Origin of the sequence: Flavobacterium longum (assembly GCF_965137575.1) — a bacterium.
Taxonomy (GTDB): domain Bacteria; phylum Bacteroidota; class Bacteroidia; order Flavobacteriales; family Flavobacteriaceae; genus Flavobacterium; species Flavobacterium longum.
Window position 1 is genome coordinate 488,251 of sequence record NZ_CBCRZJ010000003.1, and the last position, 19,520, is coordinate 507,770.

Sequence of the window (19,520 nt, forward strand, 5' to 3'; positions counted from 1 at the left end):
TTACTGTTTTACAAACCGAATGTTTCCAGACTTGTTGCCGCTTTTTACCTCGACGATGTAAATACCAGCCGTCAATCCGCGTACATCTACTGGAAATCCTGTATCGGCTTCAAGGACTTTCATCCCGAGCAGATTAAAGAAATTCGCTTTCCCCTGAACGCCATCGGCCATCTCAATCGTTACAAATTCGGAGGATGGATTAGGATAAAGCGACATCGGCAAACGATCCGTTTCCGGAATGGCAAGGTTCGCATCGACAACACAGACGCCAAAAGAAGCCACCGATAAAGGCGTGGCGTAGGCATTCACAACCCTAATGAAATAAACGGTTCCAGGCGTAAGTGTAGTGAAAGTTAACGTCTCTCCTTGGGAATCGCCGTTGGCATTCCGGCAACCTACAAAAGCGCCGCCGCAAGAACCCGCATACAGCTCAAATGCATTGCTGATGCCGGCCGCACCAAAAATCGTCACGGTCATCGTGGCGTTGGTGGCGGTGAAGGAATACCAAATGTCCTGCGACGGATTCGGGTTGCACGTAGGCGTACTGACCGGGCCATCGAGCGTCGCGCCACTAAAACCCGCGACTGTAGATACGCAACTTTGGTTCACTTGCAAAGGAATCGCATTGGCGCACAAGTCATTAGATGGCGCAGGATATTCCTGAACACAAATCGTGAAATCGGCCGTACTCAGAGGTGTCGCATACTCGTTAAGGACGCGAACAAGGTAGGTCTGCCCGATGGTGAACGTGTTCAGCAAAATGGTTTCGCCGCTACTTGCGCCGTTCATGTTACGGCAGGCAAACAAAGCACCGCTGCAGCTGTCTTGGTATACCTGCAAACCGACGCTGATCTGGCTGCTTCCTGATACCGAAATACCCGTCATTTGTGTTGTCGCCGTAAACGAAAACCAAACGTCCTGCGACGGATTTGGGGAACAACTACCCACCGGCGTTGGGCCGTCGAGCGTGGCGCCACTCAACGTAAAATTGGTGGCGTTGCAAGTTGTGGCAGGCGTTAACACGGTGGCCGCGGCGCAGTTGTCGTTGGCCGGTGGCGCAAAATCCTGCAGACACAAGCTGAACGTATTTGTCGTGGGCGCAGAAAACGCATTGAACACACGGATGTAGTATACTGTCCCGATCGTGAAGTTGTTGAACTGAATGTTCTCTCCGGAACCCGTGGCGTTGTTTATGTTTCGGCAAATGATTCGGTTACCAGTGCAACCCTCGGCATACACTTCGAAACCGTTGCTCACGCCGGCTGTTCCGAATAGGGTAATGCCCATCATTTGCTGCGTTGCGGTGAACTTATACCAAACATCTTGCGAGGCACCGTCGGCGCATATTGGGACGTCGCCGGAAATTGTAGCACCGTTGAACGATCCCGAAACGGCTTGACAAGTGCTGGATGGGAAAATTTCGATGGCGTCTGTGCACGCATCATTTTGGGCAGCGGCAGAAAAAGCCAATGAAAGGTACAAAATAGGTAAAAATAATTTCATAGTCTGTTGTTTTTTTAAGCGCCCAAACATACTTATTTTTCCTACATAGTCAAAAAAATGGCGCGCAATTAACTATTCCTCAAAACGTAACAGAAAAAAGCCGACCACTTTCACAAATCGTGAATTATAACCATTCCGACATCAAAACGGCAAATTTGTGTACCTTTATTGAAAATCCCACAATGAATATCAAAATCACCGGTTCGGGCAGCTACGTTCCAGAAATCATCATGCGTAACGCTGATTTCAACAACCACGATTTCCTCGCCGAAGACGGAGAGAAACTCCCGCACCTGAACGACGTCATCATCAGCAAATTCAAGGACATTACCGGCATTGAGGAACGACGATACGTGTCCGACGATTTGTTTACGTCAGACATCGCCACCATGGCCGCAAGGAAAGCCATCTACGATGCCGGTGTAGATCCCGAAACGCTGGACTACATTATCATGGCGCACAATTTCGGCGACGTAAGGCCAAACGCCATCCAGTCTGACATTCTGCCAAGTTTGGCGACACGCGTAAAGCATCAGTTGCGCATCAAAAACCCGAAATGCGTCGCCTATGACATTTTGTTTGGTTGCCCCGGCTGGATCGAAGGCGTGTTGCAGGCCAATGCATTCATCAAGTCCGGTATGGCGAAAAAATGTCTGGTGATTGGCGCAGAAACCCTGTCGCGCGTGGTTGATGTGCACGACCGTGATTCCATGATTTACTCCGATGGCGCGGGCGCAACGGTCATAGAAGCCTGCCCAGACAACGACGGACTGCTCGCGCACGAAAGCGCAACATTTGCCTACGACGAAGCAGGTTATTTATTCTTTGGGAATTCGTTTAACAAAAACCTGGACCCTGATGTGCGCTACATCAAGATGCACGGCCGGAAAATCTATGAATTTGCGTTGAGCGAAGTGCCGAAAGCCATGAAAAGCTGCGTCGAGAAAAGTGGCATCCACATTTCCGACATCAAGAAAGTGCTCATCCATCAGGCTAACGAGAAAATGGACGAAGCCATCATTCACCGGTTCTATAAACTGTATGGCCAAACACCGCCCGAAGGCATCATGCCTATGAGTATTCACAAACTGGGCAATTCGAGCGTGGCCACCGTACCAACATTGTACGACTTGCTCGTAAAAGGGCAAGTGGAAAACCAAGAAATCCATAAAGGCGATGTGCTGATTTTTGCGTCCGTTGGTGCGGGGATGAATATCAATGCGTTTGTGTACCGGTATTGATTCGTTACCTTTGCGACTTTCCGATCATTATGTACGAAGATGTTTATCCTGACAAGCGATTCAACAAGACGCTGGCTTTTATGAAAAAACACGTTTCCGCAAACGAGAAAATACTCGATTTGGGCGTCGAGAACCCGTTTTCGAAAATCATGAAACAGCAAGGATTTTCGGTCGTCAATACCACGGGAGAAGACTTGGACAACGACCAACACGCGTTGCAGGACAATGATTACGATGTGCTGACGGCGTTTGAAATCTTCGAGCATTTGCTCAATCCGTATACCGTGCTGCAACAAGTCAAATCTAAAAAAATACTGATCTCTATCCCGATGCGGCTATGGTTTTCGCCGGCCTACCGCAGCAAAACCGACCCGTGGGACAGGCATTATCACGAATTTGAAGATTGGCAGCTGGACTGGTTGCTCGAGAAAACCGGCTGGAACATCATCGCGCGGGAAAAATGGACCAACCCAGTGAAGAAGTTTGGTTTGCGGCCTTTGCTGAGACGGTTTACGAACCGGTACTATATTGTCTACGCGGAGAAAACTTAAGCAAAACTACAATCGCCGTCACCAAAATTCATCACAACATCATCGAAATTTTCCTTTTCGAATACTTTTGATATAATCGAGTGCTTGACTTTTTTGCGTCGGTACAAGAAAAGTCCTGAAGATTTTAGATGGGGCACAATACCTTTATCGTAACAGATAATTTCATTCATATCTTGTTCGATAGCCTGTAATTTTATAATGTTTGCCAATATTTCGAAATATTCCGGATTGCTATAAACATAGAGTACTTTCATGGTTTTGTGTCGTTTTTGCAAAACCATGAACCCTATGACTGCGTCTTTAGAAACGATTTTCATCAGATAGAATTCGAATCCTTTGTCATACATCGAAAATTCATATTTCGAACGCTGGGTAAAATCCAGCAGCGGCGCGTCTTCTACCCAACGGCAAGACTTCATCCAATGGTAAAAATCCTTACTTTTTCTGGCGATATGGTTGCTATTGCGCGATTGCACGAACGCATCGGTTTCGGCATCCAGCGTAGTGACATAATCTATTTCGATGCCGGCAAGCGAATGGGCAAGGGCGCGCTTGTGGAACCACACCTTGATCCCGTACAGCGCGTTTACGGCCGCATCGGCAACTTTCCATACTGGCCTTAGGAATTTTAGTTTCGGATACAAAGCCGGAACGAGATGCACCATATCACTTCTGAGGACCGCCTTAATTCCGACGCTTTCCTTTAACGTATAAAAATAGCCCGACTTGTCATACACGCGTTTGGCGCTGGGCGTGAATTGTGAAATCCCTATTTTGCCCTTGTTTTCGGCATACATGGTATCGAGGATGTTGCGCCCTATTCCCGTACCTTTTGTTCTTGGATGAACCCACCAAGTAGACAACCATCCTATTTTGTGCTGGGTGCCGTCGAGCAGAATTTTATCGATATACACGCCCATATAACCAGCAATGTGTCCGTCGGCATAAGCCAATAACAAAGCGATATCTTCTGGATCACTGTCCGGATTTTGCCAGTGGGCATAAAGCCTATGCCTGCTGATAGACAGAAACGGACTGCTCCAGAAATCGGCATCATCTAAAAGCGCGGGAATGTCCTTTTTGTATATTTTCCGAATTTCGTTCATTTCCTGCGAATATGATATTTTCCGATGAGTTTGTTGAAAATTTTGTACAAATGTTCCGCGACGATAACTTTTGGTGTTTCGCGCGTCGGGTTTTCAAGCGAAAAACGTTGAATGATGCGTGGATGAACGTCTTGTCTCAGGCCTGAATTCCCGAAAATCAGCAGGCGATCGTCTTCGGCAAGCAACTCATCAATCAATCGCCTGGAAATGTTTTTATCGGTGAAAGGAAAGGCGAACAAAGAATAATCGATGTGGAAATGGTCTTTGAGCCATTGTACGGATTGTTGTATTTCCGCCTTTTGCGCCGCGTGACTGAGTTGCCCCAGCGGTGGATGCGACATTGTATGGCCACCAAACCAAAACCCGGCATCGAGCATTTCCTTGATTTGCGCCTTTGAAATATATGGCGTATGTTGCTTCAAATAACTTCGCATATCAATGCCCAGCGCTACAGCAATCTCTTTGACTTTGTCGCGATCCGCAAATTTTAACTGTTTGAATTTCGCTGCGAACTCCTCGTTTGACTGGAACGTTATCGGTAGTATTTCCTTAACGATTGCCATATTTGCTGCATTGAAGCCCTGCGCTTTCAAATGACCGATGATGACGCTGATATCGTGCTTGTAAAGACTTTCTGCATTATCGACGAAATTCGGGTTGATAAAGAATACCGCCCTGAGATTCTTTGCTTTCAGGATAGGAAACACCACGGAATAAATTTCTTCGAGGCCATCGTCAAAAGACAACAAAAATACGTTTTTGCCCGCACGCCCGTCACGCAATTCGGCAGGAGTCGTGGCGCGATAATTTGCCTTCAGGAAGTCAACATCGGCCACAAACTGCGCCACATTTTTATACGCGTACAGGTGTTCGATGTGCGGCACCTTGTTGTTGCGCACCAAATGATAGTAGCCGAAAACAGGCTCGTTTTTGAAGAAGCGCAGCCAAGCGCCCGATGCTACCCGATAAAGACTATTTTTTACGATGCCCATTCCAATCTTGAAAAAACACCGGTAAAGATACCATTTTCTTGCGTCAAGCCGTTGCGTTTTGCATTTTACTATTTGCGTCGAAGCAAGTACACCCAGCCCGTCCTGATTTCGCCTGAGGCCAATTGCACCTGGTAATAATACGTGGCGCCGGGCAATTCATGCCCACTGTCATCTTGCCCGCGCCATTGGTTGACGTAACCGTCCATTTCGTAGACTTTCATGCCGTAACGGTTGAAGATTTTCACCCATTTCACATCGAAGCCCGACAAGTCAAAGGTATTGTTCTGGTCATCGTCAGGGGAAATGCCCTTGGGAATTCTGCAGGATGTTGCCGCCACTGTCACCGATTGCGTCACCGTTAGGTTATCCGGCAATGACGCGGCTACAGCATAAGTGCCCGTCGCCAAGCCCGTAATGTCTACGGGATTTCCGATGGCAAAGAAACTGTCGGGGCCCGTCCATGTGTAAGTCGAAACCGAAGTATCGGGCGCGACCGGCGTGGCTGTGAGCAAGTATTTCTCGTCGAAACAGCCCTGGCTGATGGTAAACAATGGCAACGCACAAGTTGTATTGGCCACCGCGACCGACTGTGTAACGCTGAAACCGTTGCCCAGATCTACGGTAAGCACATAGTTTCCTGCCGGAAGGCCGGTGATGATAATACTGTCGCCCGTTGCCGAAAAATCAGCCGGGCCAGTCCATGAAAAAACCATTTGCGGCGGCACCGACGGGGCTGGAACCACAGTCAGTACATAGTCTGCCCCAACGCATCCTTGCGTGATCGTAAAGCTAGGAATGTTGCAAAACGTGTTGCTGGTCACTTGCACGGATTCCGTCACTACAATGTTTCCCGGAAGTGTGGCCGTAACCGTGTATGTACCGATGGGCAAACCGGTAATGTCAATCGGGTTGCCCGATGCCGTGAAATTGTTCGGGCCAGTCCAGGAATACACCGTTCCATCTGGGAAGGATTGATTTGGTACTACATTGAGTAAATATGCTGCGTCTACACAACCTTGACTGATCGTGAACGACGGAAATGCACATATTGTATTGGCCACCGCCACCGACTGCGTCACACTGAAGCCGTTGCCCAGATCTACGGTGAGCACATAGTCTCCTGCCGGAAGGCCGGTGATGATAATACTGTCGCCCGTTGCCGAAAAATCAGCCGGGCCAGTCCATGAAAAAACCATTTGCGGCGGCACCGATGGGTTTGGAACCACAGTCAGTACATAGTCCGCCCCAACGCAACCTTGCGTGATCGTAAAGCTCGGAATGTTGCAAAACGTGTTGCTGGTCACTTGCACGGATTGCGTCACTACAATGTTTCCCGGAAGTGTGGCCGTAACCGTGTATGTACCGATGGGCAAACCGGTAATGTCAATCGGGTTGCCCGATGCCGTGAAATTGTTCGGGCCAGTCCAGGAATACACCGTTCCAGGCGGCACGGTTTGGTCCGGTACCGCAGTGAGCAAATAGGCATCGCCCGCACAACCTTGGTTAATGGCGAATACCGGCGGCGGAACGGTCTGGCACAATCCGAAAACTTCTTCGGGCAAAACTTCCCGGTCCCAATACCTGAAATCATCTATGTAACCTTTGAAAAAATCGGGTGGCCCGCCAATGCTGCGGTCGTGACGGCCAATCACGCCAGGGAAAGTGGAATATACCAACGGGCCGCCACTTCCGGAGTAATTTCCTTGAAATTCGTCGCAATTCACGTAGATGTGCATATCTGTCGGGCCTTTCACGACCACGACCAAATGGTACCAATTGTTGGTATCAATCACCGTGTCTGCGACGAATGTACGCCGGGTGCCGCTGGTGTAACTTTGGCTGCCGTCGCCATAATTGACAGCGAACTTGGCGCCGGACGCCGTGGAATTGAACCAAATACCGGCCGCCCGGTCATCTTCTTCCGAAGTGCTGAAAACCGTCTGGTCTTGCCAGTCGGTACTGTCATAGCGTACCCAAAAAGCGAAGGAAACCGGAAGTTGCGGCTTTAGCGCGGCCAGGTTGGGAAATTCAATATAGTCGTCTACGCCGTCAAAATAGTAGGCTGAATTTGGGTTGCCGTTGCGGTCTGGCGCCAGCGTTGCTCCATGGACCGTCGCGTTGTAATTGTTGCCCGAACTGTCATCTGCATTCCCGTTGCATTTGTATTCCAGCAACAAATTATTGGTGATTTGCCCGTAGCCCAAGCCGAAAAAAAGTAGCGCCAGGACCGAGTAGAATTTTTTCATTGTCAACTTTTTGTCAAATATACAGGAATTTAGGGTACGCCTTCCGTGACACATTTTCCGCGGCACGCCAAGTCAACTAAATCGCTTACTTTTGGGCATGCGCATTAACATTATCATCCCGGCCTATAACGAACAGGCGTTCATTGCAGACACCTTACAATCATTGGCATCGCAGTCGTTGTTGCCTGCGCAGGTTGTGGTCGTGGACGACAATTCGACCGACGACACCGCTAAGATCGTTACCCGTTTCGCGGAGAAATTTCAGTTCATTTCGCTGGTAAAAAACACTTCTGAAGCGGTGCATTTGCCCGGCAGCAAAGTCATCCGCGCGTTTGAGAAAGGGCTTGCTGCAATAGGCGATTGTGACATCATCGTAAAGCTGGATGCCGATTTGATCTTGCCCGAAAATTACTTCGAGACCATCGTAGACGTTTTTAAGACCGATGAAAAAGCAGGCATGGCCGGCGGATTTTGCTACATCGAGAAAAACGGCGAATGGGTTTTGGAAAACCTGACGGACAAAGACCACATCCGCGGCGCGCTAAAAGCCTATCGTAAAAAATGTTTTGAACAGATTGGCGGACTCAAACCGGCCATGGGCTGGGACACCGTTGATGAATTGCTGGCAAAATTTTATGGCTGGAAAGTGGTTACGGTGCCCGAACTGAAAGTAAAACACCTGAAGCCGACCGGTGCCAGCTACGACAAAACCGCACGCTACAAACAAGGCGAAGCGTTTTACACCTTGGGTTACGGCTTTTGGATTACGGCGATTGCATCTGCAAAGCTGGCGATGATGAAGAAGAAACCGCTGCTGTTCCTGGATTACATGACCGGTTTTTTTAAGGCAAAATCGGCGCGGAAACCGATGCTCGTCACCGACGAACAGGCCAAATTCATCAGGCGGTACCGCTGGCAGAAAATGAAGGAGAAAATTTTCCGGTGAGCAAATACCCGCGTTAGGGATGGAAGCATTGTTTGAGCGCTTTGTAAACCCCAAAGGTTTTTAAAACCTTTGGGGTTTACAAATGCGAGTGCGGACAGCCCGGCGCAACGCGCAACGCCAAAAAAATTAAAAAACTCTAAAGGCCAAACGGTAAACTCTAAAGGAATCGTTACTTTTGCGCATATTCAACGCCCATGATGCTCATTCGCTATTTACGCCAGATCGGCCGGTATTTCTTGATGTGGAAAGAAATTTTCCGCAGCCCGGTGAAATGGTCTGTGATGCGCGGGCTGATTCTCAAGGAAATCGACAGCCTGATTATTGAATCTTTGGGCATTGTGGCGTTCATCTCGTTCTTCGTGGGCGGCGTTGTGGCCATCCAGACCGCGCTGAATTTGACCAATCCGCTGATCCCGAAATATTTGATCGGGTTTGCCACGCGGCAGTCTGTCATTTTGGAATTTGCGCCTACATTCATCTCGATCATCATGGCCGGAAAAATGGGTTCGTTCATTACGTCGTCCATCGGTACGATGCGCGTGACCGAACAGATCGACGCGCTCGAAGTCATGGGCGTTAATTCCTTGAATTATCTGGTTTTCCCGAAACTCATCGCGCTCCTGCTCTACCCGTTCGTCATTGGCATTGCCATGTTCCTCGGGATTCTGGGCGGCTGGATTGCGGGCGTTTATGGCGGCTTTTCGGCGAGCAACGAGTTCATTGGCGGTTTGCAGATGGAGTTCATTCCGTTCCACATTGCGTATGCGTTCATCAAGACATTCGTGTTCGCACTTGTGCTGGCTACGATTCCGTCGTTCCACGGTTATTATATGAAAGGCGGCGCGCTCGAAGTGGGCAAAGCGGCCACGGTGTCATTCGTCTGGACGTCGGTGACGATTATTTTGCTGAATTACATCTTAACCCAAATGCTGTTGTCGTCATGATTGAAGTGAAAGACATCCGGAAATCGTTTGACGGGCACGAAGTCCTAAAAGGTATTTCGGCGACGTTCGAGGCCGGAAAAACCAACCTCATCATCGGGCAATCGGGTTCCGGAAAAACCGTCATGCTCAAGACTTTGCTTGGCATTCACCAGCCGGATTCCGGGACGATTTCGTTTGACGGCAGGATTTATTCGGAACTTTCCAAAGAAGAAAAACGGGAAATCCGGACGGAAATAGGCATGGTGTTCCAAGGCAGCGCGTTGTTCGATTCGATGACCGTGGAAGAAAACGTGGGCTTTCCGCTGAGGATGTTCACCAACCAGACCAAGGCGCAGATGAAAGAGCGCGTGGATTTTGTCCTGCAACGCGTGAATCTCGTAAACGCGCACCACAAAATGCCTTCTGAAATCTCGGGCGGTATGCAGAAACGCGTGGCCATTGCGCGTGCCATCGTGAACAATCCGAAATACCTGTTTTGCGACGAACCTAACTCTGGGCTAGACCCGAACACGGCCATGCTCATGGACGAGCTCATTCAGGAAATCACGCAGGAATACAACATCACGACGGTGATCAACACGCATGACATGAACTCCGTGATGCAGATCGGCGACAAGATCGTGTTTCTTAAGAATGGCCTGAAAGCTTGGGAAGGCACCAAAGACGAAATCTTCAAGACCGACAATGAAGCCATCGTGGAATTCGTGTATTCGTCTGACCTGTTCCGCAAAGTGCGCGACGCCGTGCGCAAGGAACACAACCTTTAATATTCTCGGTTCAAATACACCCAGCCGCTTTTGGCCTCGCCCGAAGTCAATTTCACCAAATAATAGTATGTTGCAGTAGGCAGCATCCGTCCTTTTTTATCCTGGCCGTACCATTCATCAATGTAACGCGCGCGGTCATAGACTTCCATGCCATATCGGTTGAAAATCTGGACGGTTTCAATATCGAACCCAGACAAATCCCAGTTGTCATTGTCGCCGTCGTTGTTGGGCGAAACACCTTTCGGGATGCCGCAACGCGTGCCTTCTATGGTGACCGAACCGGAAAAAGGGCAAACGCCGGTCGCGCTGATGGTAACAGCGTAAGTTCCGCCGGGCATACCGTTGATCACTTGCCGCGGGCCAACCGCCGAATAACCTTCTGGGCCAGTCCATGAAAAAGTGTACAAAGACAAATCAATGTCTGGATCAACCGCCGTCGCCGACAGCACAAAGTCGTTCCCGTCGCAACCCGCGTCCACAGTAAATTCCGGAATCGGCAGTACGGTGACATCGAGCGTAGCCGTACCTGATTCACAACCGTTCACCGTGACTTTCACCGAATACGTACCGCTGATGGCCGGCGTTGGGTTTTGGATGATGGGATTTTGGTCGTTCGAGGTGAAACCGTTCGGGCCAGTCCAAGTGTAAATGGCGTTTGGAACCGTCGTGGCAAGCAGCAACAATGGCTGGTTGGTGCACAATTCCTGCTCCAGGAACGGAACCGGCGTAGGCGGAATGGCATTGACCGTAATGGCCACCGTGGCCGTATCTACAAAATCGCAAAGCCCGTTTACTGTGTAAGTGAATACATATTGCCCCGATCCGGCCGCATCGGAGTTGAAAACACTACCCGAAAGCGCACTGCCCACGCCGGAAGTTTGCGTCCAGGTGCCGAAATCATCATACGAACCCGAAAGCAAAGTAAACAGATCAATGTTGCCCTGCGTGCCGCAATATACCGTGGCGCTGCCGGTTCCGGCTTCCGGGTTGGCGAGGTTCGGTGACAAGGTAAAACTGATGGTTTGGTCAATACACGAATTCGTGTTCGGGTAAATCAGATGCACGGAATACACGCCGGCATCGGTCGTGCTGTTGTAAGCCGGAAATGTAAGCACATTGCTCGTACTGAGAATGGTTGCCGTGTCGGTGCCTTTGTACCATTCGTATTGCAGGAACGGCAACAGCGTAATGGTGAGCGTGCCTTGCTGGCCTTCACAAAATCCGTTGGGCGTGATGGCGAGCGCCAGCGGCGTGGTGACGTCGAAGATGCGGTTGAGGATGTTGCCGCATACATCTTCCACCTGAAAATTATAAATGGCCGGTGTCAAGCCTGTAAACAGTGGATTGTTGCCGTTGTTGACCAGAAACGGGCTGCCGTTCTGCGTGGTGATGCGGTAGGTCAATGGCCCGACACCCGTGGCTGTCACCACAACATCTGCGGCCGTCGGCGAACACGAAAACGAATCGACGGAGGTAATTTCCGGACCGCCCGAATAATCGAATTCATCGAGGACGCGCATGCAATTGACCATGGTCGCGGTGCCGTTGCCATAGACCTGAAACGTGACGACCACGCGGAAATGTCCTGTAAACTGTAGGTTCGGTGTGACGGCCCCGTTGGTCAGCGAAATGGCATTTACCGCGTTAACCTGCGCGCCACCGGCAAAACCCGTTTGCGGATGTACCCACAACCCTGCGGCATTTTGCTGTTGGAGCCAGAAATATTGCGTTTGTAATGCGGTGTCGTCATAATTTAAATCGACGCCAAAGGAGTTGCACGCCGGAACTACGTCTACATCATTTGTAACAACATTATACGGCAGCAAATTGACCACCGTAGTGCGGATGTTGTTGCAGGCATCAACGGTCCGGACGGTGTACAATCCGTTCGCCAAAGAATTCATGTACAACACACCGTCTACCAGGAATTCGCTGACATCGTCCGGAAGTGCATTTGGATAACCCGACGGTGCAGATTGGATGATTACCGAAGTCAACGACGAACCTGTACTCACCATGGAAATCGCGCCCTGGCCATATTCACATCCCATCATGATGAAAGCAGCGACGCCCGCAGGCGGATTGTCAAACACCACATTCACGGAGCCAATGGCCGTTCGGTCGCAGGCGTCGATGATTTCCACTTGATACACACCCGGCAAAAGTTGCACGTTCGGATTGTAATACGTTGCGTCCGGATCAAAGGGGCCGGGATGCCCGGCGTTGTAGGTTAACGGGTTGAAACCTGCAGGCGCAGATAGGAAATTAACCGTGAAAGGCCCGACGTAATTGCTGGCCGAAATCACGATTTTTTTGTCGTTGCAACCCACTGGCGGTGCGGTGATGCTTACTTCCAGTTTCTTATTGACAATGTTGTTGTTGCAATGGAACACGTTCCCGCAATTGTCTGTCACGGTGACGTCATAGGAATATTGCTGGTTGTGGTAAAACGGGATGACGTAGCCCAACGTGCCCTGAAACGGGTTGCCCGATGGCTGCGTATTGTTAAGAATAATCGGGTCGCCGGTGGGCGGATATACGGTGTATTGCACTTGCAGTGGCCACGCGATGATGCTTCCGGCCGGAACAGAAAGCGGGTTGCCTACCGTAATGCTGTTGCACGATGGCAATAGCGGATCTGTATTTCCGAGCGTCGCGATGCTGAAATAGGCGGTGTAGCCTGCAACCGTATGGTTCTGTACCACGCCTTCGCCACAGTTGTTGAACACACGAATTTGGTAGTTGCCCGGCGGCAGCAAATCAAAAATCGGTGAGGACTGCAATGGCCTGATGACCGGTCCGGAAATAATTTCATACGATACACCGACGCCTTGCGTGATGCTCACGGTCATTTTTCCGTCGTTGCCGCAAATGGCGTCCTGGCTGCCGATGGCGTATGTGAGCGGAACGATGTTGCTGGTGATGGTAACGTCTTGTTGTTGGTTGTTGTTTTCGGAGCCGAGCGCCTGTGTAGCCACCACGCGATAAGTTCCGGCGACAAGTCCGCCAAGCGTATTGCCTGACAAGGTCGCAATGGAAGTTGTGGTGTTCGGGAGCAAATAGACCGCGTACGTGACCGTGGCGTTGGGATCGGTGCCGGACACGGAGAACGTTAAACTGCCGTTGCCCGCACAGGTTTCGTTGGTTTGGCCAACGGTTAACGTAAAATCAGGTAATGTGGCACGCGCGATCGTCGAGGCGAGAAAGAACAAGAATAAAAACAGGAGTTTCAGGCCAAAATGGCTTCGGGTGACACGTGGGTTCATTTGGTTGGTTTTAGCCTAGACGCGATTTTAACACTTAGGTTGCTTTTCAATGGACAATTGACAGTTGATAATTGACAATGAGGGTCGAAAATGTAGGGTTGCGTTAGGGATGGCAGCGGATAGCCCGCAGCGGCAGCGAGGACTATGAGCGAACAGCCCGGCGCCATGCGCAACGCCCAAAAAAAAATGCATGCCGGGAAAGCATGCACTATTTTATGATCGCGGACAGATTTAGGCGTTCATGCGCGCGACAATGCCTTTGATTTCCTGCTCTTTTCCTTTCGGATAGATGAGCAAAACATCGTCCTTATCGACGATGATGTAGTCGTTCAGGCCGTCGATGATGATGAGTTTGGTGCCTTCGGCGCGGATGATGTTGTTGGCCGCGTTCTCGAGGATGACCGTGGCGTTGACCACTGCGTTGTTGCTGTCATCCTTGTCGAGTTTCTCGTGGAGTGAACCCCAGGTACCGAGGTCGTTCCAGTCAAAAGATGCGGGCAAAACGTAGACATTTTGGGCTTTTTCCATGACGGCGTAGTCGATGGAAATATTTTCGGCTTCGGCGTAATGTTGTGAAATGAACGACGGTTCTGCCGGTGTGTTGTAGCTGTCGTAACCTTGCTCGAACAACGCATTCATTTGCGGCTGGAACTGCTCGAAAGCCTTGGTGATGGCCTGCGCGCTCCAAATGAAAATACCGCCGTTCCAGAGGAAATTGCCGCTTTCAAGAAATGATTTTGCGGTTTCATAGTCCGGTTTTTCGCGGAACTGATTGACTTTCTTGATGGTATTGGCGTCGGACTTATCAAACTCGATATAGCCGAAACCGGTGTTCGGGAACGTGGGTTTGATGCCGAGTGTGAGTAGCGCGTCGTGGCTGCCGCAATAATCGAAACATTTTTTGAGGTCTGCCGCAAAAGCGTTTTCGTCTTCGATCCAGTGATCTGACGGCGCAACGACCATGACCGCATCGGGGTTTTGTTTTCTGATTTTCAGGGCCGCGTACAAAATGCATGGCGCGGTGTTGCGCATGGCCGGTTCGAGTAAGACTTGCTCTTGTTTGATTTGTGGCAATTGCGCCAACACGATGTCGTTGTATTTTTCGTTGGTGAGCACCAGGATGTTTTCGGCCGGAACCAATTGAGAGAGGCGCGAAAACGTCTTTTGGATGAGCGTTTGCCCAGCGCCGAGCATGTCGTGGAATTGCTTGGGGAAATCTGCGGTTGACACCGGCCAGAATCTGGAACCGACGCCGCCGGCCATGATGATGGCATAATAATTCTTATCCATAGTTCATTTTTGGTGCCCGAAAGATAGTGATAAACCGCGTTCTTGAAAAGTTAAAAGAGATTTTGGATGCCGGTTTCTGTGGGGAAAACCTGCAAGGTTTTGAAAACCTTGCAGGTTTAAGCCGCCGCCGGGAAATCGTCAATGAAATCCTGGTAGTTCTTCACATAGAAATTCGCCAGCAGGATTACGATGGCCGTCTGGGCTGCGTCGCGGTGCAAGGCGCAAACCTTCAACCGGGAAATAAAGTGTTTTTTCAGGACTTTCTCAATCGGGCCGAAATCATCGATGTCGCTTTCAAGCGACTGGAAAATTTCCTTGGCGACTGACATCCTATCTAGGACGTGTTCGTGGCGCAACATTTTTTGGACGATGGACGGCAAATGGTCTGGCATTTTGTTTTTTTCCAAAACTAAACCCGGGCCGCGCCCGCACGTTTATAGCATCGCCTGTTAATTATTACAGAATTTGCGCTTTTATTAACACAGAACTATTGGGTAAAGATTCATCCCGGCAGTAGTTCAACTTCCGCGTTCGGATTGAACAAATACACTTTACGTGTCGCGACTTCCTCACACTCAAAACGTTTGGTGCGTTGTGCGCCCTTGCGGAAGATTTTCCCGTTCTTGATCCGGAACAAACCGCCGTACGGCACTTCAAAAACATAGTGTTTGTCGTTGGCCGGATCGTACTGCTTGAGCGCCAAAGACAATGTGGTATCGGTATCGCTACTCGCAGAAGGATTCCTGAAATGCCGCGCCAATAATGGCAGTAAATGATTCGGGAAAATCTCTGGCCTGATATACGGCACCATCAGTTGCTGGAATACATACTTCCATTCGTTGCCGTGCGGTTTGATATTCCGCCCATATTTTTCAAAAGCCACCAGATGCGCAATCTCGTGGATGAGCGTCATCAGGAAACGGTATTTGTTCAAGTTGGCGTTTACGGTAATCTCGTGTTTCCCGGCCGACGACCGATAATCGCCGTGCCGCGTCACGCGTTCGTTGACGATTTTCAGGTGCACCTGATGGTCAACGATGAGCTGGAAAACCGGCTTTACGGCGTGTTCGGGAAGGTATTTTTCGAGGACGGAAGACATTTAATTGACAATTGACTGAACGAAACGACTATGGCGTGGAAGAGGAAACCTGGATGATTTTCCCGTTGTGGAATTTGCCTCCGGTCAACGTGAAATCGTAGATGTAACTGGCCATTTCCTTGGCCGATACCGGCGCTTGATACTCCGGAAAGGCTTCAGCGAGCATCTCGGTTTGCACCGCACCCAAAGCCAGGACATTGAACGCAATCCCGGTTTCCTTGTATTCTTCGGCCAGCAATTCCATGAGCGTAATCAGCGCGCCTTTGCTCGAACTGTACGCCGACAAACCCGCGAATTTCATGCTGCCTTGAATGCCGCCCATGCTGGAAATGCCCACCACATGACTGCCTTTCTTCAAGTATGGCAGACAAATCCTGGTGAGTGCGGCCACGCCAAAAACGTTAACGCGATACACGTGCTCAAAATCGGCGGTAGTGGTTTTAAAGAACGGACGGTGAATGAGTGTTCCGGCGTTGTGGACAATGGCATCGACGTGTTTCCAGCCGGCAAGAAAATCCTCGACTTGCGTCAGGCTGTTTTCATCGGCCAGATCTACGGGCAAACAGGTGATGTTTTGATTCCCCAACAACGCTTGTGGAATTTTACGGGAAACCGCCAGTACGTTGTGGCCGGCCTGGGCGAAAAGCAACGCCAACTCAAGCCCGATGCCGCGCGAGGTTCCGGTGATGATGATGTTCTTCATGCGCTAAAGATACGGAAGTTGTTTCGGCCTGTGGTATTTGCGGTAGTATTTCCACGCCTGTATGGCACCGATGACCGCGAAACCCAACGCCAGCAGATACATGACACCGCCCGAAAAATATTGTTCCTGCAATTGCGCCAGCAAAAAAATGAACGCCAGCATGCCGCAAAAAGTTCCCACGGCGGTACCGATGACGTATGCCATCCGGTTGCCCGATGTGGGTTCAACGTATTTTTTATTGACCAGGTATAGATTCCAGCCCGTCCAGAACGGAAGTTGCAGGAAATTCAACGCACTCAAACTGACGCCCAATACATACGCCGATGCCATAGTACCCACTTTTACCGCGTCAAAATGCTCTTGTTTCCCGGACGCACCGAGATAGAAAATAACGGCGAGCACAAACATGAACAGCACCGAAAAGCCTTCGATGAAGCGCATCAGTCGATTTCGTTTGGCCAATTTCTCGGCGAAAATCAGCGTCAGGAACACCGTGATCGCTTCGATGGAAACCACGCCCATCATATAACAGAAGAGCAAATCAAAACCCAATGGATATACCGCCAGCCCGACCACATTCAGGTAGCCCAAGGGCAACGACCCGATGAAACTCACCAGAAAACCCACGCTTATGTGTTTGAGGATGTTCATCAGAAAGCAACGATTTTTTTACTGTGCGACAAATGGATGCGGTATTGAGTCATGCCCTCGCGGTACGGCAAATAGGACGCACCATTTTCTTTATTGGCACGGCTGATCTCGTAAAGATAGCGGTTGTGGCGCAGCAATTCCTTCCAAGCGAAGAAAATGGAATGTTTCGGATCGTATATGTGCGTGGGCTCCGAAGCGGCGCCGTTGAGCTCCACGATTTGGAAGTGTTCGCCGCGTTCGAGTTCTTCGAAACGGCGGTACATGACATCGAGCCGACCGAAGTAAAATTGCGGCACCTGTCGGCAAATCGCGTCGATCATATCTGTTAGTTTTTGGGTAATGCGGTGTGATTCGTCGATAAACTTCGCCCCGCGCGCATGGTTGCCGTACGGTACGAGGTTCCGCTTTTCGCCATCGGGCAACACGTTCCGCAATTGGCTGCCATACTCTTTGCGCAACGCCGGAAGCTGCAACGCAAACCGTGGGTTTTTCGCCAGCAACGATTCGATGCTTGACACGCCATCGCCGGTCACGACCAAGAATTCCTTGCCTACGATGCCCGTGATCCGGCCTTTCGGTTCGCCCGGATACCGCACGTAAAAAATACCGAATTCGTGCTCGTACGGAATCAAATCCTGGATCAAAAAATCAAAATCGGCTTTGGTATGATAGTCCGCAAAGTCATCCATCGTCTCGATTTTCTTGACAGCTGACCCGCGCAACCCAATGTCCGGTTTACAAATCAACGGAAATTGAAAGCCGGATTTCTCCATGATTGAAACCGCATCGGCCAGCGACATCTTTTCTGTGATCAGTTCCGTCTTGGGGTAATACTGCGACGGGATCAAATCGTAAATCGCCTTTTTGCTCTCGGCCATGAAACCGCCATTTTTGATGGTTGGGTTGGCGGCGTTGAAGAAAAATATGGAACGGGCTTTCACCGAAAAATAAATCCATTGCAAAATCACCGGAAAATAAATCGGGAAAAAAGGCCAGTATTCCCAGTGCGTCAACTTGTGGAAGAACAACCTCATACGATCACGAAGGAATGGACGTAATCTTTGTGCTGCACCAAATCATGGTAGTTCATTTTGACCTTGTTGTCGTGGATGACGGTTTGGGTAATGCTGAGTGTTTTCAGGAAATTGTTCCGGTTGATGACCAATCCGTTCTGCGTGTCGCCCGATTCGGTATAATGGTGAAAATGGTACATATCCTTTCCGGTCGGCTCGCTGTTGAACCGCATGAAATTGGCGAACCATTGCTCGCGTTTTTCCCGGATTTCCTTCGGATACAACGTCGATGAAGACCAAATGTGGTTGCTGTTGGCGTCGAGTTGCACGGCTTGTTTTTCATGTCCGTCCCAGCGCAACTGGTAGAGTTTGCCGGACTCGAACAGCACGAGCGTAAAGGGTTCGATGTCCTCAAGGTCAATACTGCCCCATTGTTGCCAAGGCGATGCTGCGCTGATAATGTCCAGCAAGATCAGCCCGCGGCTTTTGCGATACGGCGGATTCCACTGGTGTTTTTCGGCCGCGCCGTTCAATAGTACCAGAACATTCGCGCGTTCGTCTATGGCGTACCAAGTGCCGCCGGCCTGCGGATCTTTCGGATAAACAATGACTTTGTCGTTGATCAAATGGTTGCGTGGTTCTACGGCCTGACGCAGGACTTGCTCATCGCGGTTGGAGGTGATGATGGTTCTTTCGCCAGATTTTACGAAGGTTACTGTGCACATTGTTTTCGGTACTCGATCGTGGAGCGCGCCACGCCGAATTCCTCGCCAAGAAGCACGTCATCGCATTGCAGCACCGCGACTTTGATGAGCGCCTGATGGTGGATGCAATGTTCCAGATTATACAATAACTCGCGGTAGTAGTTGCTTTCGATGGACAGTTCTTCGCCATCGATGACTTGCCGGAGCGTAATTTTTCTATCGGGCTTCCCGAGCGCCATCTTGACCGACGCAATAGCCGATAGCGCGCACGCCGTATCGGTCTGCAACAACAGGTCACGGCGTCGGTTGTCATAGTTCACTTCGCCCGACGCATAGCTATTGAGTAATCCCTGAAACATTTCCAGAATGTGGCGCGTATGTTCGCCGATGCTGGCATGGCTCAGCGCAGGGCAGGGTTTCGCGTACGTTTCATTGGTGAGTTGCCCCAGCAATCCGGATAATTCGTCAAGGCATTTTTCTACCGATGGCAACAACATA

Annotated in this window: 18 protein-coding genes; 5 read left to right on the forward strand and 13 right to left on the reverse strand. The window is 50.2% G+C overall.

Annotation, left to right across the window (positions count from 1 at the left end):
• Entirely contained in the window at positions 1-1,503 is a 1,503-nt protein-coding gene (locus ACM9J1_RS07875) for a T9SS type A sorting domain-containing protein (RefSeq protein WP_415581484.1), read from the reverse strand.
• A gap of 182 nt (positions 1,504-1,685) precedes the next feature.
• Here ACM9J1_RS07875 and ACM9J1_RS07880 point away from each other — a divergent pair, with 182 nt between their 5' ends.
• Complete coding sequence (locus ACM9J1_RS07880) at positions 1,686-2,744, forward strand: 3-oxoacyl-ACP synthase III family protein (RefSeq protein WP_415581485.1); 1,059 nt, start codon at positions 1,686-1,688, stop codon at positions 2,742-2,744.
• A 29-nt stretch (positions 2,745-2,773) separates the two neighbouring features.
• Complete coding sequence (locus tag ACM9J1_RS07885) at positions 2,774-3,295, forward strand: class I SAM-dependent methyltransferase (protein WP_415581486.1); 522 nt, start codon at positions 2,774-2,776, stop codon at positions 3,293-3,295.
• On the opposite strand, the gene ACM9J1_RS07890 is transcribed toward ACM9J1_RS07885, so the two are convergent.
• The 3 genes from ACM9J1_RS07890 to ACM9J1_RS07900 all read right to left on the reverse strand — a co-directional run bounded on the left by ACM9J1_RS07890 (position 3,292) and on the right by ACM9J1_RS07900 (position 7,639).
• Positions 3,292-4,401, reverse strand: coding sequence for a GNAT family N-acetyltransferase (locus ACM9J1_RS07890; RefSeq protein WP_415581487.1), 1,110 nt, complete (start codon positions 4,399-4,401; stop codon positions 3,292-3,294). The two genes, ACM9J1_RS07885 and ACM9J1_RS07890, sit on opposite strands and share 4 nt — an antisense overlap.
• Positions 4,398-5,393: a polysaccharide deacetylase family protein gene (locus tag ACM9J1_RS07895; protein ID WP_415581488.1), complete on the reverse strand. Its 996-nt coding sequence runs from the start codon at positions 5,391-5,393 to the stop codon at positions 4,398-4,400. The genes ACM9J1_RS07890 and ACM9J1_RS07895 overlap by 4 nt, the downstream gene beginning before the upstream one ends.
• 68 nt (positions 5,394-5,461) lie before the next feature.
• Positions 5,462-7,639: a LamG-like jellyroll fold domain-containing protein gene (locus tag ACM9J1_RS07900; protein WP_415581489.1), complete on the reverse strand. Its 2,178-nt coding sequence runs from the start codon at positions 7,637-7,639 to the stop codon at positions 5,462-5,464.
• A 97-nt stretch (positions 7,640-7,736) separates the two neighbouring features.
• On the opposite strand from ACM9J1_RS07900, the gene ACM9J1_RS07905 reads away from it, so the two are divergent.
• The 3 genes from ACM9J1_RS07905 to ACM9J1_RS07915 all read left to right on the forward strand — a co-directional run bounded on the left by ACM9J1_RS07905 (position 7,737) and on the right by ACM9J1_RS07915 (position 10,296).
• A complete protein-coding gene (locus tag ACM9J1_RS07905; protein WP_415581490.1) occupies positions 7,737-8,585 on the forward strand; it encodes a glycosyltransferase family 2 protein in 849 nt (282 codons plus the stop codon).
• Positions 8,586-8,779: 194 nt separating this feature from the next.
• On the forward strand, positions 8,780-9,529 hold the full coding sequence (locus ACM9J1_RS07910; RefSeq protein WP_415581491.1) for an MlaE family ABC transporter permease: 750 nt from the start codon (positions 8,780-8,782) through the stop codon (positions 9,527-9,529).
• Positions 9,526-10,296, forward strand: a complete 771-nt coding sequence (locus tag ACM9J1_RS07915) for an ABC transporter ATP-binding protein (RefSeq protein ID WP_415581492.1) — start codon at positions 9,526-9,528, stop codon at positions 10,294-10,296. Before ACM9J1_RS07910 ends, ACM9J1_RS07915 begins: the two co-directional genes overlap by 4 nt.
• Here the strand turns inward: ACM9J1_RS07915 and ACM9J1_RS07920 are convergent.
• From ACM9J1_RS07920 to ACM9J1_RS07960, 9 genes are all read right to left on the reverse strand, one after another.
• Positions 10,293-13,562, reverse strand: coding sequence for a T9SS type B sorting domain-containing protein (locus ACM9J1_RS07920; protein ID WP_415581493.1), 3,270 nt, complete (start codon positions 13,560-13,562; stop codon positions 10,293-10,295). The genes ACM9J1_RS07915 and ACM9J1_RS07920 overlap by 4 nt on opposite strands.
• 231 nt (positions 13,563-13,793) lie before the next feature.
• Positions 13,794-14,852, reverse strand: coding sequence for a mannose-1-phosphate guanylyltransferase (locus ACM9J1_RS07925; RefSeq protein ID WP_415581494.1), 1,059 nt, complete (start codon positions 14,850-14,852; stop codon positions 13,794-13,796).
• Positions 14,853-14,968: 116 nt separating this feature from the next.
• Positions 14,969-15,244 (reverse strand): hypothetical protein, encoded by a 276-nt coding sequence (locus ACM9J1_RS07930; RefSeq protein WP_415581495.1) that lies wholly within the window; start codon positions 15,242-15,244, stop codon positions 14,969-14,971.
• A gap of 110 nt (positions 15,245-15,354) precedes the next feature.
• The gene (locus ACM9J1_RS07935; RefSeq protein WP_415581496.1) at positions 15,355-15,951 is read right to left on the reverse strand and encodes a SprT-like domain-containing protein; all 597 of its coding nucleotides are present in this window, start codon (positions 15,949-15,951) and stop codon (positions 15,355-15,357) included.
• Positions 15,952-15,979: 28 nt separating this feature from the next.
• Positions 15,980-16,654 (reverse strand): SDR family NAD(P)-dependent oxidoreductase, encoded by a 675-nt coding sequence (locus ACM9J1_RS07940; RefSeq protein ID WP_415581497.1) that lies wholly within the window; start codon positions 16,652-16,654, stop codon positions 15,980-15,982.
• 3 nt (positions 16,655-16,657) lie between these two features.
• Positions 16,658-17,305, reverse strand: coding sequence for a hypothetical protein (locus ACM9J1_RS07945; protein ID WP_415581498.1), 648 nt, complete (start codon positions 17,303-17,305; stop codon positions 16,658-16,660).
• The gene (locus tag ACM9J1_RS07950; protein ID WP_415581499.1) at positions 17,305-18,339 is read right to left on the reverse strand and encodes a D-alanine--D-alanine ligase; all 1,035 of its coding nucleotides are present in this window, start codon (positions 18,337-18,339) and stop codon (positions 17,305-17,307) included. The genes ACM9J1_RS07945 and ACM9J1_RS07950 overlap by 1 nt, the downstream gene beginning before the upstream one ends.
• Positions 18,336-19,043 carry an NRDE family protein gene (locus ACM9J1_RS07955; RefSeq protein WP_415581500.1) on the reverse strand — a complete coding sequence of 236 codons (708 nt, stop codon included), beginning with the start codon at positions 19,041-19,043 and terminating at the stop codon, positions 18,336-18,338. Before ACM9J1_RS07955 ends, ACM9J1_RS07950 begins: the two co-directional genes overlap by 4 nt.
• Entirely contained in the window at positions 19,031-19,519 is a 489-nt protein-coding gene (locus ACM9J1_RS07960) for a DinB family protein (protein WP_415581501.1), read from the reverse strand. The genes ACM9J1_RS07955 and ACM9J1_RS07960 overlap by 13 nt, the downstream gene beginning before the upstream one ends.
• Position 19,520 lies beyond the last annotated feature (1 nt).

Excerpts from the sequence above, each read along its gene's own strand:
- ACM9J1_RS07925 (WP_415581494.1), bottom strand. The coding sequence starts at position 14,852 with ATGGATAAGAATTATTATGCCATCATCATGGCCGGCGGCGTCGGTTCC.
- ACM9J1_RS07875 (WP_415581484.1), bottom strand. The coding sequence starts at position 1,503 with ATGAAATTATTTTTACCTATTTTGTACCTTTCATTGGCTTTTTCTGCC.
- ACM9J1_RS07905 (WP_415581490.1), top strand. The coding sequence starts at position 7,737 with ATGCGCATTAACATTATCATCCCGGCCTATAACGAACAGGCGTTCATT.
- ACM9J1_RS07930 (WP_415581495.1), bottom strand. The coding sequence starts at position 15,244 with ATGCCAGACCATTTGCCGTCCATCGTCCAAAAAATGTTGCGCCACGAA.
- ACM9J1_RS07935 (WP_415581496.1), bottom strand. The coding sequence starts at position 15,951 with ATGTCTTCCGTCCTCGAAAAATACCTTCCCGAACACGCCGTAAAGCCG.
- ACM9J1_RS07915 (WP_415581492.1), top strand. The coding sequence starts at position 9,526 with ATGATTGAAGTGAAAGACATCCGGAAATCGTTTGACGGGCACGAAGTC.
- ACM9J1_RS07895 (WP_415581488.1), bottom strand. The coding sequence starts at position 5,393 with ATGGGCATCGTAAAAAATAGTCTTTATCGGGTAGCATCGGGCGCTTGG.
- ACM9J1_RS07920 (WP_415581493.1), bottom strand. The coding sequence starts at position 13,562 with ATGAACCCACGTGTCACCCGAAGCCATTTTGGCCTGAAACTCCTGTTT.
- ACM9J1_RS07955 (WP_415581500.1), bottom strand. The coding sequence starts at position 19,043 with ATGTGCACAGTAACCTTCGTAAAATCTGGCGAAAGAACCATCATCACC.
- ACM9J1_RS07880 (WP_415581485.1), top strand. The coding sequence starts at position 1,686 with ATGAATATCAAAATCACCGGTTCGGGCAGCTACGTTCCAGAAATCATC.
- ACM9J1_RS07900 (WP_415581489.1), bottom strand. The coding sequence starts at position 7,639 with ATGAAAAAATTCTACTCGGTCCTGGCGCTACTTTTTTTCGGCTTGGGC.
- ACM9J1_RS07940 (WP_415581497.1), bottom strand. The coding sequence starts at position 16,654 with ATGAAGAACATCATCATCACCGGAACCTCGCGCGGCATCGGGCTTGAG.
- ACM9J1_RS07885 (WP_415581486.1), top strand. The coding sequence starts at position 2,774 with ATGTACGAAGATGTTTATCCTGACAAGCGATTCAACAAGACGCTGGCT.
- ACM9J1_RS07960 (WP_415581501.1), bottom strand. The coding sequence starts at position 19,519 with ATGTTGTTGCCATCGGTAGAAAAATGCCTTGACGAATTATCCGGATTG.
- ACM9J1_RS07910 (WP_415581491.1), top strand. The coding sequence starts at position 8,780 with ATGATGCTCATTCGCTATTTACGCCAGATCGGCCGGTATTTCTTGATG.
- ACM9J1_RS07950 (WP_415581499.1), bottom strand. The coding sequence starts at position 18,339 with ATGAGGTTGTTCTTCCACAAGTTGACGCACTGGGAATACTGGCCTTTT.
- ACM9J1_RS07890 (WP_415581487.1), bottom strand. The coding sequence starts at position 4,401 with ATGAACGAAATTCGGAAAATATACAAAAAGGACATTCCCGCGCTTTTA.
- ACM9J1_RS07945 (WP_415581498.1), bottom strand. The coding sequence starts at position 17,305 with ATGAACATCCTCAAACACATAAGCGTGGGTTTTCTGGTGAGTTTCATC.